9 protein-coding genes are annotated in these 18,208 nt (G+C 32.3%); 4 read left to right on the top strand and 5 right to left on the bottom strand.

The window, feature by feature from the left end:
- Positions 1–19: 19 nt before the first annotated feature.
- The 4 genes from SJY43_RS02435 to SJY43_RS02420 form a co-directional block, all read right to left on the bottom strand.
- Positions 20–3,175: a SusC/RagA family TonB-linked outer membrane protein gene (locus SJY43_RS02435; protein WP_396602259.1), complete on the bottom strand. Its 3,156-nt coding sequence runs from the start codon at positions 3,173–3,175 to the stop codon at positions 20–22.
- 44 nt (positions 3,176–3,219) lie between these two features.
- Positions 3,220–5,868: a glycoside hydrolase family 3 C-terminal domain-containing protein gene (locus tag SJY43_RS02430; protein WP_396602258.1), complete on the bottom strand. Its 2,649-nt coding sequence runs from the start codon at positions 5,866–5,868 to the stop codon at positions 3,220–3,222.
- Positions 5,869–6,190: 322 nt separating this feature from the next.
- A complete protein-coding gene (locus SJY43_RS02425; protein WP_396602257.1) occupies positions 6,191–10,348 on the bottom strand; it encodes a two-component regulator propeller domain-containing protein in 4,158 nt (1,385 codons plus the stop codon).
- 415 nt (positions 10,349–10,763) lie between these two features.
- On the bottom strand, positions 10,764–11,666 hold the full coding sequence (locus SJY43_RS02420) for a NifU family protein (protein ID WP_396602256.1): 903 nt from the start codon (positions 11,664–11,666) through the stop codon (positions 10,764–10,766).
- Between the two features lie 175 nt (positions 11,667–11,841).
- Here SJY43_RS02420 and SJY43_RS02415 point away from each other — a divergent pair, with 175 nt between their 5' ends.
- On the top strand, positions 11,842–12,849 hold the full coding sequence (locus SJY43_RS02415; protein WP_396602255.1) for a type IX secretion system membrane protein PorP/SprF: 1,008 nt from the start codon (positions 11,842–11,844) through the stop codon (positions 12,847–12,849).
- 74 nt (positions 12,850–12,923) lie between these two features.
- On the opposite strand, the gene SJY43_RS02410 is transcribed toward SJY43_RS02415, so the two are convergent.
- A complete protein-coding gene (locus SJY43_RS02410) occupies positions 12,924–14,081 on the bottom strand; it encodes a VWA domain-containing protein (RefSeq protein WP_396602254.1) in 1,158 nt (385 codons plus the stop codon).
- 255 nt (positions 14,082–14,336) lie between these two features.
- On the opposite strand from SJY43_RS02410, the gene SJY43_RS02405 reads away from it, so the two are divergent.
- The 3 genes from SJY43_RS02405 to SJY43_RS02395 all read left to right on the top strand — a co-directional run bounded on the left by SJY43_RS02405 (position 14,337) and on the right by SJY43_RS02395 (position 18,100).
- The gene (locus SJY43_RS02405; RefSeq protein WP_396602253.1) at positions 14,337–16,487 is read left to right on the top strand and encodes a histidine kinase; all 2,151 of its coding nucleotides are present in this window, start codon (positions 14,337–14,339) and stop codon (positions 16,485–16,487) included.
- A 223-nt stretch (positions 16,488–16,710) separates the two neighbouring features.
- On the top strand, positions 16,711–17,445 hold the full coding sequence (locus SJY43_RS02400; RefSeq protein WP_396602252.1) for a LytR/AlgR family response regulator transcription factor: 735 nt from the start codon (positions 16,711–16,713) through the stop codon (positions 17,443–17,445).
- A 139-nt stretch (positions 17,446–17,584) separates the two neighbouring features.
- Positions 17,585–18,100, top strand: a complete 516-nt coding sequence (locus SJY43_RS02395) for a gamma carbonic anhydrase family protein (RefSeq protein ID WP_396602251.1) — start codon at positions 17,585–17,587, stop codon at positions 18,098–18,100.
- Positions 18,101–18,208 lie beyond the last annotated feature (108 nt).

Below are 18,208 nucleotides of genomic sequence, written 5' to 3'. Positions count from 1 at the left end.
AATAATCAATTTTAGCTTATTAAAATGTTAGATTAACACCTAAGGTTATTGTTTTGGCCAATGGGTATCTACCCACATCTAAACCTGCAAACCTTATATCTGAATTTCTACTTCCAATTTCTGGATCTAAACCAGAATATTTGGTGAATGTGAATAAATTTTGTCCTGATAGATATACTCTTGCTTTAGTAAAGAAATTTGTTTTACTCAAAACATCCGAGTTAATATTATATCCCATAGTAATATTTTGGATTCTAATATAAGATCCGTCTTCAACAAAGCGGTCAGAAACTCGTGTATTTGAATTACCGTTTGCTAAATCAATTCTTGGAATGTCTGTATCTTGAGCAAGATTTGCGGCGTCATCTAGAGTAACACCATCTGGTAAATAATTTACAACAAAGTGATTTAGAGCATCGGTTGATTGATTTTCGCCTAAGAAACGTAGTGCTTCTGTGTAAAATCTATTTTGATTGTAAATTTTATTACCGTAAGACCCATTTAGTACAACACTTAAATCAAAATCTTTATAAGAAATATTATTGTTTACACTAAAAGTGAATTTTGGCAGAGCGGACCCTATATAGGTTCTGTCGTCAAGTGTAATTTCACCATCTTCATTTAAATCTTTGAATTTAATATCACCTACGCTGGTTTTACCAGGGACTTGTATGGCACTATCATCAACTTCTTGTTGGGTTCTAAAAATACCATCTGTAACATACCCGTAAATTTGACCTAAAGGTTGTCCTTCTTCAACATAACTATACAATAATTCTCCATCTGACTGCGGGATGTTTGCCGTTAATGGTTTTGTGCCCCCATAGAATTTAGTTAACTCATTTGTGTATGTTGAATAGATAAAAGTAGAGTTCCATGAAAAGTTATCTGTTTGAATATTTCTGGTGTTCAATTTTATATCCAAACCTTTATTAACCATTTCACCTACGTTCTCATAAGGTAGAACTCTTCCTGCAGTTCTATCATCTGCTGGTCTTTGTATTAAAAGGTCTGAGGATTTCTTTTGATACAAATCAAAATCTAGTTTTATGGCATCATTTAACAAACCTATTTCTAAACCAAGATTAGTAGATTTTAAAGTCTCCCATTTAATGTCTGGGTTTCCATCTACTGTATAAACATAAGAAAGTCCACTAGATGATGGAACGGCAGAAAATTGTGTTTGATATAAAAAACTAGGGATATTTTGGTTTCCAACTTCACCGTAACCAGCTCGTAATTTTAAATAATTTATGGTACCTGATGAGGATTTCATAAAATCTTCATTCGAAATGGTCCAAGCACCAGAAACTGCAGGGAAATAACCCCATTTATTGTTTGGTCCGAAATTTGACGATGCATCTGCTCTTATAGAGGCTGTTAAGTAATATTTACTGTCATAGTTATAATTTGCTCTTGCAATGTAAGATTGCATAGCCCAAGCATAACTTTGATTATCTACCTCTGAGGTCGATTTTAATCCTAATACTAAATTGTCAAATTCATTATTTCCTTCTAAATCTCTTCTAGAACCTCTTAGGTATTCAAAATTACTTTTTTGTCTTTCTTGACCTAAAACTACGTTTATGCTATGATTATCCGAATTCTTGTTATATGTCAAAAAGTTCTTAACCGTCCAATAATACCCTTGATCTTGCTGTTTAAGTGAAGAGTTTACTTCATTTGCAGCGGTACCAATGTTTTCATATGTAGGGATAAATACTCTTCCGTCGCCGGCATTTAAATCATACCCCAATTCACTTCTAAAAGTCAAATTTTTCAAGAATGAAATCTCTGCAAATAAATTTCCGTTTATTTTGAATTTTTTATCGAGATTGTTAACATATTCTGAATAGGCTACAGGGTTTACCGCCTCATAATTATTAGATGCTCCATTAACACCTCCTCCTGGTGCTCCAAAACTACCGTCTGGAAATCTTACAGGAATTAAAGGACTTAAACGTAAGGCTGAAGACACAATACCACCCCTGTCATCATTCTTAACAATGCGTTGCTTAACATTACTTAAGGATATGTTGTTACCTACCTTAAACCAGTCATTAACTTTAGTGTCAATATTTAAACGCATTGAAATTCTCTCAAAATTGGTATTTACAATAACACCTTCTTGTTTAAAATAGCCTAGGGATGTATAATATCGCGTTCCGTCTTTCTCTCCTGAAACCGAAAGTTGGTTATTTGTAACTAGTGCACTTCTAAAAATTTCTTTTTGCCAATCTGTACCTTTCCCCAATAAGCTCGGGTTTTGAAATATAAATGGAACATCTCTATTATCAGATTTTAACAAATCGCTGGTATATTGTGCATATTCCTGCAGATTCATCATGTCATAGTATTTCGCAACACTTTGAATACCTGTGTAATTATCAAAAGAAATGGTTGTTTTTCCTCTTTTTCCTTTTTTTGTTGTTATTAATACCACACCATTAGAACCATTTGCTCCATAGATAGCAGTAGCCGATGCGTCCTTTAATATATCAATAGACTCAATATCTGACATGTTTAAACCAGACAGCGCAGAGTTTATATTTTGCCCAGAACCTCCTCCTGTGGCTGCACCTAAATCTAAAGATGTATTATTTCTATCTGCAAATATTGGCGTACCATCTATTACATAAAGGGGCTCATTTCCATAAAGCGATGTTATACCTCTAATTTTAATGGAAACACCTCCGCCAGGAGCTCCTGAGTTTTGAGAAACCGTTACACCTGCCGCTTTACCAGTTAAGGCTTGGTCAACAGAAGAAAAAGGCTGGTCTTTTAGTTCTTCAGCAGAAACAGAAGATATTGCTCCTGTTAAGTCTTTTCTTTTCGAAGTACCGTAACCAATTACTACGACTTCTTCTAATTTTGAAGTGTCTTCTAATAAAGTTACGTTTAATTTACCTTTACCTGTGTATGCAATTTCTTGAGTTGCATAACCTACATAACTAAAAACAAGAATACTGTTTTTAGATATATTGGTTAATGTGTAATTACCATCAAAATCAGTTATGTTACCTGTTTTTGTGCCTTTAACTATAATGTTTACACCGGGCAAGGGCATTCCAGATTCATCAGTGATAACGCCCGACACCGAATTATTTTGTGAAAAGACATTTTGTGTGCAAATCATCACAAAAGCAATGATTGCCAGTTTGAATTTCATCATCATATTAAATTAGTTTAGTTATTAATTATTTAGTTTTTTAGTGGTATTTAGTTTTTTACTAGTGATATTTTCTTTTCTACAACTGTGGTTGTATTCGCATCTGCTACACCTTTAAAACCAGGTTGTTTTCCTCCTGCACAGATACTTATAGAACCTGGATTAATTATCGGTTTACCTTGATTTGATATTAAAGCATATTGTTTAGGTTTAATACTTAGAGTTACTGTTTTTGTTTCATTAGGACTTAACGTGATTCTTTCAAAACCTACTAACGACCTAGTTGGTGTGGTTTTATCTTTATTATTATGTGATACATAAAATTGAACAACCTCATCACCTTCAAGCTCTCCTAAGTTTTTTACATCTACCTTTACTTTAATATCGCTACCTATATTAACTACGTTTGAAATGGTTAGATTTGAATAGGTGAAATTGGTATAACTTAATCCGTGACCAAATGGAAACAGGGGCTCTCCTTTAAAATACTTATATGTTCTGTTTTCCATATTGTAGTTTTTAAAGTTTGGTAAATCATTTACTGATTTATAAAATGTTACAGGTAATCTTCCTGCAGGGTTATAATCTCCAAAAAGAATATCTGCTATGGCTTTACCTCCAAGTTCTCCCGGATACCAGGCTTCTAATATTGCGGGAATATTATCTGCCGCCCAATTTACTGCTAGCGCACTACCATTCATTAAAACTAAAATGGTTGGTTTTCCTAAAGCTTGTATTTTTTTCATTAACTCAATTTGAGTTTTAGGCAATGTAATTTCCGATCTATCGCCTTTATCAAAACCTTCGAGTAAAACAGGCATTTCTTCGCCTTCAATGGATGGAGAAAGCCCTAAACATAATACGACAACCTCAGAGTTTTTCGCTGCCTGTATTGCTGGTGTAATTAAATCTTGATCTGTTTTTGCCCAAACTAATTGAGCTTGGGGATCTGCATGATAGTTAAAGTATTCTATCTTTATTGTATTTGACTTTCCTTTTACCAAATCCACATCAAAATATCTCGTTTTTGGTTCATGATCATCACTAAACTCAAATTGTAAAGTGTCGTTGAAAAACAGCTTTCCTCCACTACTTGCTCGTAATCCTATTCTATATGCTCCACTTTCTGCTGGAATTAATTCTCCTGTCCATTTCACAGAAAAAACATCTTTTTCAAGATTATCTAAAGGTCTTTCACCTACCCAAGTAAAATCTATGCTTTTGTCATTTCTTGTAAATTCGGGCGTTCCTTCCCAATTCATGTTTTTGAAATATTCACCTTTTAAACCCTCTTCGTTTCCATTTTTAAGTACACTAGAAGGAATGGTGTTTAGCATGGGCCAACCCACAGCAATATCACTTCCTAAGGCGTAATTTACAGTAGCATTTGGTAATTTATTTTTAATTGCTAATAAAGGGGTAATATGGTTTTTGGGAGTGCCATGGTAATTTCCTAATAATGATTGTTTGGAGTTGGCATTTGGTCCTATTACAGCAATAGATTTAATATTTTTATCTAGAGGTAATGTTTGGTTTTCGTTTTTTAATAAAACCATAGATTCTTTAGAAATCTTTTCAGATAAGTTATGATGCTGCTTACTAGCAACAACGCTATATGGTATTTTAGACCACTTAACTTGATTGTCTGGGTCAAACATACCTAACCTAAAACGTGCTGTGAATAATCGAGTTAAGGCTAAATCAATTTTTTCTTCATCAATTAATTCTTTTAGTACCGCTTCGGTTAAATTAGGATCGTAAACGCTACCACAGTTTAAATCTGTACCTCTATCAACAGCTAAAGCCGCAGCTTCTTCCGGAGTTTCAACTATATTGTGTTTGTCTGGTTCCCAAAAATCATTAATAGCCCAACAATCTGAAACAACATACCCTTCAAAATTCCAATCGTCTCTTAAAATTTTATTTAGTAGTAAGTTGCTGCCGCAGCATGCTTCATCTCTATATCTGTTATAGGCGCACATTACAGAATGTACTTTTGCTTCTTTTATAGCAGCCTCAAATGCAGGTAAATAGGTTTCATATAAATCTTTATTTGATGTTTGATAATTATCCTGATGTCTTGATTTTTCTGGGCCGCTGTGTACTGCAAAATGTTTTGCGGTAGCAATAACTTTAAAATACTTCTCATCATTGCCTTGAAGGCCTTTTATGTAATTAACCCCAATTCTGCTTGTTAAAAAGGGATCTTCACCATAAGTTTCCTGGCCTCTTCCCCAACGTGGATCTCTAAAAATATTAATATTTGGTGTCCAAAAATTTAGACCTTGATATATGCCTCTTTTTCCGTCTGATTTAGATTTATGGTGTTTTGCTCTTGCTTCGTCTGATACGACTTCTCCCATTTCATATATTAAATCGGGGTTCCAGGTTGCACCCATACCTATACCTTGGGGAAATACTGTTGCTTCACCGGCTCTGGCTACACCATGTAGGCACTCATTCCACCAATTATATTCTGGGATGCCTAAACGCTCTATAGCTGGAGCGTCATAGCGCATTTGTGACACTTTCTCTTTTAGAGACATCTGCTCAATTAAATTAGCTACTCTCTGCTTTAATTCAAGATCTGGATTTTGAAACTGGTAATCGTATTTCTTTTCTTGATTGTTACACGAGAAAAGAAATAGCACACCAATTATAATGTAGAGGCTTTGTTTGCTAATTATTAGTTTATTCATTTTAGTTTTTGCTTTTTACGTTGGTATTAAATGAAAGGTTAAACTATAAAATGAAGCAGAATAAAATCAATATTAAATTGTTGTTGTTATAAAATTATCCTGTAAGCGACTCCTATTTTTTTAATGCTTAAACTTTATGTAAACAAAATTATATAAGGGCGTGGATATTTATTGGTAAATGTTAAGCATTCGTTGGTACATTTAAAGCAAAATGGTGAGAATTACCAGTAAAACTGTGGTTTAGTTTAGAAAAACATAAAGGTTGTGTTGACTGCTAATTGTTGGTTTTGAAAGTGCAATGTAAATGTGTTTTGAAAACAATTTAATTGTTAACTTCTATGCTAGTAGGCAAAATACCATAATAGTTTTTAAAACATTTTGTAAAATAGGAGTGAGAAGAAAAACCAACCTTAAAAGATACCTCGCCAACTGTTGCACTTCCAAGTTCAAGTATCTGTTTTGCCTTTTGAAGTCTTATGTTTCTTAAAAACTCATTTGCTGTTTGATTAGTTAGAGCTTTTATTTTACGGTAAAACTGGCTTTTACTTAAGCTCATTTTTGCTGCTAACATTTCAACATTCAGGTTCGGGTCGCTTATATTATCATTAATATAATTTAAAACCTTTTCAATAAACTCTTTGTCTATCGAGGTTGTTTTAGTGTTTTCTGGAAGTTCGCTAATAACACTAAAATATTTATCGAAAATAAGCTTTCTGCTTGTAATTAGTTGGGCGAGTCTTAATTTTAAAAGCCTAAGGTTAAAAGGTTTTACCATGTAGGCATCTGCACCTAATTTTATGCCTTCCATCCGGTTATCTATTCTGGTTTTAGCTGTTAGCATAAGTAAAGGGATGTGGCTCGTTTTTATATCACTTTTTACCTTTTTACAAAACTCAAACCCATCCATTTTGGGCATAATAACATCGGTTAGTATAATATCTGGTAAAATTTTAGTTGCTATATCTAACCCTTCATATCCATTTGTAGCGGTATAAATATTATAATCACTTTTAAGTTCTTGCTGCAGGTATGCTTGAAGTTCTAAATTATCTTCTACAATGAGTAATGTATGTGTTGGAGTCGGTTTTTTATTTTGAGTTGCTTTTTCTGTGATGTTCTCAATACTATTTTGCTTAACAAAACTTTCTTCAATTTCTTTTATTTCCTCAATTCCTATAGCTAATTCATTTGTATTAAAATGGTCTTTACCTAATGGCAAATTTATTATAAAACTTGTTCCTTTTCCTAGCTGGCTGTTAACTTCAATAGCTCCTTTATGTAGATGAACGAAACTTTTCACAACTTCTAGGCCTATTCCCGTACCGCCATAATAAGTGTTATTTAAGTTTTCTACTTGATAAAATCTTTCAAAAATTTTATTTACTTGTTCCTCATCTATACCTGGTCCAGAATCTGAAATAATTATTTCTACAACATCAATGGGTTTAACATCATTTACCAACGGCATAATAACTTTGTCTTCTTTTAAACGCACCTCAATATTTATTGAACCACCATTTGGTGTAATTTTAATAGCGTTTGAAAGTAGATTGAAAATAATTTTTTCTAGCATACTTCTATCTGCCCACAAAGGGATATCAAGAGAATCTGTATCAACCGACAGGTATATCTGTTTTGCTAATACTTCTTCTTTAAAGTGGCTTACTACACTTTTAATAAATTGCACAAGATTTATTCTACTAGCTTTAACCCTTATTTTATCCAGTTCTAGTTTTCTAAAATCTAAAAGTTCGTTTATTAACCTGTGCAGTCTATCTGTGTTTTTATGAACTGTTTTAAGTTTTGTTTTTACAATTTCTGGTATACTTAAATTATTACTTCTTAAAATATCTTCAAGAGGATTTATAATTAGCGTTAGCGGTGTTCTAAATTCGTGTGAAATATTTGTGAAAAATTGAAATTTTTTCTCGTTTAAAGCTTCTTTTTGTTTTCTTGTTTCTCTTTCGTAAGCTATTAATTGCTTTTCTTTTAAGCGCTCTTGACCAGTTTTTCTAAGGATTAATAACACAAGTATAAACAATAAAATATAGCCCAGTATGGCCCAATTTGTTTTCCACCAAGGCGGAAGTATGGTTATTTTTATACTTGTTGGGGTTTCATTCCAAACACCATCATTATTAGCCGCTTTTAGTTTAAAGGTGTATGTCCCATAATCTAAATTAGTATAGGTAGCATTTCTTGTGTTACCAACATAATTCCAAGAGTTTTCTAAACCATCTAAATAATATGCAAATTGATTTTTTTCTGGTCTTGTATAATTTATTGCAGTAAACTCGATAGTAAAGACAGATTGTTTGTGAGTTAATTTTATCTCTTCAGTTTCAGAGATTACTTTATTTAATGGTGCTTTATTTTTTTTAGGAAACACCTTTTGATTGAACAACTTAAAATCTGTAAGATATACCGAAGGTAAATTCTTATTTGTTTCAATTTTATTTGGGTTAAAATAATCTACGCCTTTGTAATTGCCAAAATACAGATTTCCTCCTCCATCTTTAAATACAGCATTAATATTATAGTCATTTGATAATAAACCATCGTTATATGTGAAATTTGTGAATTTTGAAGTTTCTGCCTCATACCTATATAAACCAGAATTGCTACTAATCCATAAGTCGCTGTTATTGCTTTGTGTTATTCCTGTAATGTTTTCGCCTGTAAAGCCATTTTGATTGTTATACCAGGAAAATGTGTCATCATTATAGTCATATTCACAAAGACCAGCTCCTCTTGTACCTATCCAAATTTTTTGCTTGTTTAAAGATTCATAGAGCGTTAACACATGACTAGAAGTTATTTGATTATTGAATTCTTTAGCCATTTCATCTTCATATGAAACTACATAAAAATGGTTCGCATCATCTTTTATTACTTTAAATAATCCACTAGTGGTTCCTACCCAAATGTTTTGTCTAGAATCCACTAAAACTTTTCTAACATCAACCTCAACTAAATTATTTTCTAAAAACGGTTTAGAATCATGTCTTTTAATGGTTTTGTTTTGAGGATTAAAAGAGTGAAGCCCTTTATAGAATGTTCCTATCCAGATGGTTCCTTCATTATCCTCTGTAATACTTAAAATGGTATTTGAGGCTAAATTCCCATTAGTATTTTTAATATTATAATTTATAAATTTTTTAGATCCATTTGGTAAAACAAACAGACCTTTACTCCAACTACCTAGCCAAATATTATTTTTGCTATCTACAAACATACATTCAATATAATCGCTAGTTAAGCCGGAATATATACTAGAATCTTTTGTATTGATATGGATAAAATCTTGTTTGTTAATATTATATATATCAACACCGCCTCCATCCATGCAGATCCATAAATTATCTTCTTTGTCTTTATGTAAACCGGTAACAGATGGGTTTGAAAGCGAATTTTTATTATTCTTTATACTTTTTACATGGTTAAATTTGTCATATAATTTATCATATATACTAACACCACTATTGTAATACCCTAACCAAATACGGTTATCTTTATCTCTAAAAAGAGACCAAATGGAATTAGATAACAAACTATTTTCGTCTTCTTTGTTATATAGGTACTTATTAAGAACATTGCCATTAGTGTCCAAGTGTATAAGTCCATCGTTTTCGGTTCCTAACAAAATTGTTCCATTAGCGAGCTTAACAATAGAAAAAACCCTTTTATTAGTAATTTTAGAATTAACTACTCGGTAACCAATGACATCTGAATCTCGATATTTTAGACATATTAACCCTTCCGATTCTGTTCCAATCCAAATATCTTTATGATCAATTAGTAGAGATTGTATAGGAGTTTTTATAGACGCAACACTATTGTTTATTTTGGAATAAATTAGCTCTTGAGTGATGTTATCATACTCCAATAAACCTAAATTAGTTCCAGCAAACACCTTTCCTTCATTATTGCATTTTAAATCGAATATTGAAATAAAAGAACCGTCTAAATTTGAGGAATTTACTACTTCAACAACCTTTAATGTTTTAAGATTTAGTTTGTATAAACCATCTCCATAGGTTCCAATAAACAAGTTGTTTTTATAATCACCACAGATACTTCTAATAGCTAAATTCTCCTCTTGTCCTGTATCTTCATTGTAAAGTGGTATTCTCGTAAATTGATCTAGATTTCTATTGTATAAATTTAACCCTTCTTCTGTGCCAAACCATAATTTGTTTTCTTTATCTAAATATGAACAGTAAACAAGGCTACTGCTTATAGATGTAGAGTCTTTTAAGGAATGCTTGTAGTTTACATAGTCAATCCCGTCGAACCGGCTAAGACCAACACCAGCAGTTCCAAACCATACAAACCCATAATGGTCTTGAATAATGGTGGTTACTGCAACCTTAGATTTTCCCTCTTTGATGTTTGTAAAATCAAACTTTTTGATTCCGTTTTGAGCACCTAGGTCTAAACTCAAAATAAATACAATAATGCACATTTGTGCATATTTCATACCTTTCCTATTTAAGAATTGATTTAAAAACAATTTTTTAGTTAAAAATGAAACTCGCTTTTACTTTTAGCCAAAAGCTCATATTAATTTACAATATACTCAAATCTTGTTAAGACATTAACATTTGGTATTCTTGTTTCATCATTAAATTTATAATTTAATAGAGTAAACTGTTATAAATGGTTAACCTAAAATTTGATTTAAATATTTAACTATAAAATTATATTTAAAAAGAAACAACGATTATAAAATTTAAAGCATACTCTGTAACAAATAATGCACTAAAATAAAATTGCCCATGTTTTACAGTTCTTAATATTTCAAGATTTATTTGCAAACTAATAAGAGTTACAAGATTTTAAACCTGTACAGATATATGTGATTATACCCTATAACGTTTTATTTACATAATGTGCTAACCGTTTATAGCCTCTACTGTTTCAATTTTTCCAGGTAACATTTCTTTAAGCATGTTTTCAATGCCACTTTTTAAAGTATATGTTGAAGACGGGCATCCGCTGCAAGCACCTTGAAGCATAACACTTACATTTTTACTTGCAGGATCGTAAGATATAAATTGAATGTTTCCACCATCACTAGCAACTGCAGGTTTTACATACTCTTCTAATATATTTACTATTTCTTTTGAAACATCATCTAACGAGTCAAAATGGCTGTCGACTTGTTTAGTAGATTTTTGTAACGTTTCAATAGCTTCTGGAAGCACAACTTCTTTTCCGTTTTCGATGTAATCTTTAATAAACTCACGCAGTTGGATCGTGATATCTTGCCATTCTGTGATGTCGTATTTTGTGATAGATACATAATTCTCATCAAGAAATACACTTTTTACAAACGGGAAATGAAATAATTCAGTCGCTAATGGCGATAGTTTAGCTTCATCAATTGAAGTGAATTCAAAAAGTGCCGCAACAATTTTTTTGTTAGCAACAAATTTCATTACCGAAGGATTAGGTGTGCTTTCTGCATAGACAGTAACAGCTACTTTTTTAGGTGTTGCAGCTTCTTCAACCACAATGCCTCCATCATTTAAATAGGCTTCAATTTGTTCAGATACTTCATCTTGAACATCATTCCATTCTACTATGTCATAACGCTCTACAGCAATAAAGTTTCCAGATATATAAACTTTTTTTACAAAAGGTAAATAGAATAATTGTTGCGCTAATGGCGAATTTTTAGCTTCATCAATATTATTAAATTCAAAACTTTGATGTTTAGTAATAAATTGATTGACTTCAAATTTTACAATAGATTTATTAGATGTTTCTTGCACAGAAACCTTGAAAGTGTTCATTTTAGCTAATTTTTCACAAAAATACTAAAAGAAAACTTTAGTTATCCATATATTTGAGTTTTGTTGCCTGTTAAAAAGGCTCTATAGATAAATGAAAATTTTATCTTTTTTATGTGTAATTTTTTAAGAATCAAGACGTTTGAATAAAACCAAACCTACTTGGTAAAGAAAGTTTATGAAATTAAAAAATATCATTTTAGTGGCCATGACAGTTATGTTTTCTAGCATAGCTACTTCTCAAGAAGGACTGCCAATATATACAGATTATTTAACGGATAATTACTATTTAATTCATCCATCTATGGCTGGTATAGCTAATTGTTCTAAAATTAGACTAACAGGTAGACAGCAATGGTTTGGGCAAGACGATGCTCCAAAGCTTGTTACGCTCAGTATGAACGGTAGAATTGGAGATTCTCAATCTGCTATTGGAGGTATTTTGTATTCAGATCAAAACGGATATCATTCTCAAAAAGGAGCCTCTTTTACTTATGCGCATCATCTTTTGTTTTCTAGAAGTGAAGCCGATTTAAATATGCTTTCTTTTGGTTTAAGTGCAGGATTTATCCAATATCAATTAGATGAAACTACATTTTTAGATGGTTCTCCAATTTCTGATCCACTCATAAATGGAATTGTACAAAACGAAACTAATTTTAACGTAGATCTGGGATTTTCATATCATTATCTTGATTTTTATGCACATGCTACAGTAAAAAATCTATTGAAAAATTCTGGAATTAATAAGGATGTAGAAATAACAAGTAACTTAAGACGCTATTTGTTTTCTGTAGGAAGCGTGTTTAGTAAATTTGGTAGTGAGTGGAGTTACGAGCCTTCATTAATGTTTCAATATAGAGATTTAACAGAAGAAGCTAGCATTGATTTTAATGCTAAAGTTTACAAGCAAATGGAATTTGGTAAACTATGGGGTGGCGCGTCTTACAGACAAAGTTTAGATGGGGCACAATATTTAAATGGAACCACAGTTAATAGCCAAAAACTAAATCAGATAACTGGAATTTTAGGTACTAATTATAACGACTTTATGTTTGCTTATACTTACACATATCAAACAAATCCAATAGTTTTTACAAGTGGTGGTTTTCATCAATTAACACTTGGTTATAACTTTGGTTGTAGAAGAGAGAAGTATGCATGTAACTGTCCTGCGGTTAATTAATTATACTAAACATATAAAAACAGAAAGCCTGCTATATAGCAGGCTTTTTGTTTTTAGTAATAACCTCCTAAATATTATTTCCAAGTGTATTTTTTCTTCTTAGCTTGTTCTTTTATAGCATTTGTCATAGCGTTTTCTAAGTTGTTAGCTTGTTCGCTCTTTTGTTGAGAAATGTAAATTTTACGTTTTGCGTTTAACGCTTTAATTTCATTTTGAATAGTTTCGCGCGCTTTACTTTTTTCTGCAACATAGGCTTTAATTTCAGATTTTGTTTTGCCTTTTAATTCTGATGGAAGCGCTTTCTCTTCAATATCTTCAATTGCAATTTCTTCTTGATCAACAGCATCAACTAAATCCCAACTTTTATTTTTATATAAATGAGAGCTTTTACTAACAGTTCTTTTTACAGCATTAGCCTTACTATAGCCACTCGCATTCATGTCTTGTTCTGCTTGAAGTGCCATTTTTTGACTTCCTCTAGAACCATATGCTATGTAAGTTTTATTTAATTTCTGATTTAAAATTAAAATAGCATCATCATAAGGCGATGCAATATGTACAGTTGCTCTATTTTGATTTATAGCCATATAGTCGCCATGCGTTAATTGTGCACCATCTTTCCAATGGCTAGAAACACCTTGGTTGTAATCGCCACAAAAAATAGTATTTACAGTAACATCCTTCTCATTAGCATTGGAAGAGGCATCTTTGTAATTTACTTCGCCTTGAGTAAAAGGTTCGTTTCCGGCTATGAAAATAAGTTTTAAATCGTCTGCGTTTTTACCCCAATTTAATTGGTTTAATGAGGTTTGAATAACCTGCCCGCAATACTCATTACCGCCATTTGTGGTTAAAGAAAATAGTTCTTTGGAAATATCATCTAAATCATCACTAAAGCTTAAAACTTGCCTAATGTAACCTTCGCTTCCGTTTAATCTATCATTACCATATTCGTACAAAGCAATTTGTAAATTAGGTTTGTTATTGCCACATTTAGCATAAGATAATTCGTTTACTATATCCCAAAGTTGTGCTTTAGCTTGGTCTATTAAGCCATCCATACTATTACTGGTGTCTAATAATAAAGCCACTTTAATAAATTGTTTATTGGGTTCGTGATGTTCAACTTTAGTATCGTTAAGCGCGACTGCTTGTTTTTTGTTATTTGCATTACAGGAAATAAATCCAATTAAAGCAAAACTTAGTAAGCATGTTTTAAAATAGGTTTTCATGATTTTTTGTTTTTAGATTAATGAGAATTCTTTTAATTACACCGTAAAACTATGTTCAACTTAATTCTTAAAAAAACTAGAATGAGCGAAGTGGGTGTTTTAATGAGTAAACAAACTGTGAAATTGTGTAAAGTCTACTTTTAGGTATTAAAAACAAGTGTTTTTATTAATTAGCCATTTTAATAAACCAAGTAAAGTGCGTAAGTTTATCTGATAAAATAAAGTATGCAGTCGGTTATTAAATTTATATGTGTCGTGTACCTCTCTTTGAGCGGTATGTTTTTATACGCTCAAAATAATACTACTTTGAATAGTGGGCCAAAATTCACAGTTCGAGGTTCTGTTGTTGAGAGTGATACCCAAAAGCCTATTCCAGATGTAAATATTGAAGTTAACGGTGGTGGTTACACCGCAACAGATTTTTTTGGTGAATTTAGAATAGAAGTAAGAGAAGGTGATGAGTTAACCATTAGACATAAAGATTTTGAAACCGTTTTTTATGTTATAAGAAGTAACGAACGTATTAAGGTAGAGGTAGAGCCGAATGATGAAGATCAATCGAAAATCTCAAAGTTTAAATCGATTTCAAGATCTCAAAAAGAGTTGTTCAAGCCTTTAATAGATTCCGCGGAAGCGTATTTAAAAAAGGATGCAAAAAAAAGTATTCAATTTATTGCAGATGCCCTTTCAGAAGCTAATTCAACCAAGCAAAACAGCGAAGCCTATGAGGTTTTAGGCGATATTTATATGTATTGGAAACAATACGATTTAGCGGTTTCTAATTATAGAATTAGTCTGCAGAATACAAAAGCAAATAATGTTTCGCTAAAGCTTGCAAAAGCTTATATGCAGAATAAAAACTATCAAGAAAGCTTACAAACATATAATGAGATTAGTAAAGGTGAATTAACCAATTGGCAATTAACCGATTTATACGAAGGTCTTGGAGATGTTTACTTGTTAACTAAAGCTTATAACCTGTCTGTTGGTGCTTATGAAGATGGTTTAAAAGTGGCACAAAAGCATTTAATAACACCAAAAATAACCGATTTAAACTCTAAAATAGCACAAGCTTATAATGCACAAGGTGAAACACAAAAAGCCGAGGGGTTTTTTAATAAATCGATGGAGTTAGCAAATACTGAAAACAGAAAAAGAGCTGTTGAAGAACAAATTAAAGTAGCCGATTTTAAAAATGAAGCCAATAATTATTCAGACGAAATTGTATTAAGAAAAGCAGCTTTAAATACAATTAATGAAATTGAAAGTGAAACCGACGATATTGATAATGAAAGTCCATTAACACAACAAAAACAAAACTATAAAATTGGGAATGCCTATGCTTCGCAACGCGATTACGAAAATGCCATTCCGTATTTGGAGAAGAGTATTGAGGAAGCCGATAGTAAAGCCGATTTAATTGTTCAGAAAGATGCTACCAGAAGACTATCTGAAGTGTATAGAGACGCAGGGCAATTCAATAAAGCTTTATTAGCCTACCAAGATTATGTGGATTTGGTTGATAAATTGTATACTAAAAAAGAACAAGAAATATCGCAAGCTGCGAGGTTTAGTAAAGATATTGTTAGCAAACAAAACCGAATTTCGAGTTTAGAAAGTGATCGCGAACTCTCCGAAAGTAAATACCAATTATCTGAAGAGCAAGCCAAACGTCAAAAACTGATTATCTACTCATTAATTGGCGGATTAATTCTATTGTTAATTGCAGCTTTCCTAATGTTCAAATATATAAAGCAACAACGATTAGCTAATAATTTATTGGCTCTAAAAAGCTTGCGAAGCCAAATGAATCCCCATTTTATATTTAATGCTTTAAACTCGGTAAATAGTTTTATAGCATCTAATGACGAACGCACAGCAAATAAATATCTAACCGATTTTTCGCTTTTAATGCGAGCCGTTCTAGAAAATAGTGAAGAAGATTTTATTCCGCTAGAAAAAGAAATTAAACTCATAGAACTCTACACCAAATTAGAACATTTTAGGTTTCAAGATAAGTTTGATTACGCCATACATGTAGATGACAGTATAGCGATAAAAGACTTTGTAATTCCGCCCATGTTACTTCAACCTTATATTGAAAACGCTGTGTGGCATGGGTTGAGGTATAAAAAGAGTAAAGGGAAATTAGAAATAAATATTACTCAATCAGTACCCGATGAAATAAAAATCACCATTATTGATGATGGTATAGGTCGTAAACAATCAAAAGCCTTAAAAACCGAAAACCAGCAAAAACAAAACTCAAAAGGCATGGGTAATATTAAAAAACGCGTGTCTATTTTAAACGATATGTATAAGGATAAAGTTGATGTTTTTATTGACGATTTTCAAGATCAAGAAGATGCGGGTACTAAAGTTGTTGTAACGCTTAAAAAGGATTAGAAGCCTCCCTTACCCTCCAAAGGAGGGAACGCTTACTCAGTTGCGATTCATTTTAGTTTAACAATTATTAAAACGAATTCTCCTGTTGAAACAAAAGAATTCCTTCCCTTGTTTAAGGGAAGAGCTTGTAGCGAATTTAATTTCGGTATGCCTTTGTTTGAAGGGGCTTTATTGAGTTAGAGTAGGCAATAAATAATAAAAATAAAGAATAAGAAATATACGTATGAAACTAACTTCTATAATAGTCGAAGACGAAGAAACCAGTAGAGCAATTCTCAAAAATTATCTTAAAAAATACTGTCCGAATGTTACTGTTTTAGGCGAAGCTGCCAATGTTGAAGAAGCTTTGGTTTTAATTCGAAATAACGATTTAGATCTCGTATTTCTAGATGTAGAAATGCCATATGGCAATGCCTTCGATTTACTCGATAAAGTTGGCGACATAAATTTCGAAACCATTTTTGTTACCGCCTATAACCATTATGCGATTGATGCTTTAAACGCACATGCCAGTTACTATTTAATGAAACCCATTTCTATAGACGAGCTTATTAAAGCCGTAGATTATGTTACCGAAATAAAAACAAAAGAAGACGCGCTTCAAGACCAAATATTGGTGCCAAAAACAAATACGGTATCAGGTAAAATTACCATTCCGCAACTTGATGGTTTCGAAATACTTAACACCGCAGATATTCTGTATTGTAAAGCCGACGATAATTACACCGAAATTTATTTAAACAATAATAAAAAGAAAATAGTAAGCAAAACACTCAAGTATTTTGAAGAAGCCTTAACCAATTCGGGGTTTGCCAGAGTACATAAATCGTACTTGGTAAATGTAAACGAAGTTGTTAAATATATAAAAGGAAAGGGCGGAAGTGTTATGTTGAGTAACGGAAAACAAGTTATGGTTTCAGCCTCAAAAAAATCAGAATTATTATCATATTTCAAGTAGTGTAATCCAGCAAATTGAAACAAAATTCATAATTTTACCATTAACAAAACAGTTTTCTAGCAAAGCAAGAAAAACACAAAATTAATGAATTAAAAGGAACTCAAAATTAAGAGCTTCCTTTTTTTAAAGTACTTAATTTATGCCAGTAATAAAAACAGTAAGAGGAAATACACCAGTAATACAAGATGATTGTTTCATAGCCGAAAACGCAACCATAGTTGGCGAAGTCTCTATGGGAAGCCAATGTAGCGTTTGGTTTAGTGCCGTAGTTCGTGGCGATGTTAACTTTATAAAAATGGGTAATAAAGTCAATATTCAAGACGGCGCTGTCATTCATGGCACCTATCAAAAGGCAGGTACAACCATTGGTAACAATGTCTCCATTGGGCATAATGCCTTGGTACACGGCTGTACCATTCAAGATAATGTTTTAGTTGGTATGGGCAGCATCATTATGGATGGTTGCGTAATAGAAAGTAATAGTATTGTGGCGGCAGGCGCAGTAATTACACAAAACACCATTGTGGAGTCCGGAAGCATCTATGCAGGTGTACCCGCTAAAAAAGTAAAAGATGTTAGCGAAGCGCATGTTTCAGGCGAAATAAACCGCATTGCCGATGCTTATATTAAGTATTCAAGTTGGTTTAAAGAATAACTTGTCATCCAGAACTTATTTCAGGATCTCATTATCAATAGTTTTTTTCATTTGGGCGTTACCACAAGGGTCGGGCTTTTTTACTATATCTTTTTATCGTGCCTCAAA

The sequence above is a fragment of the Algibacter sp. R77976 genome, from assembly GCF_044594645.1.
GTDB lineage: Bacteria > Bacteroidota > Bacteroidia > Flavobacteriales > Flavobacteriaceae > Algibacter_B.
The sequence above is the reverse complement of the archived record's forward strand: the minus strand, read 5'-3'. Positions and strand labels throughout refer to the sequence as shown.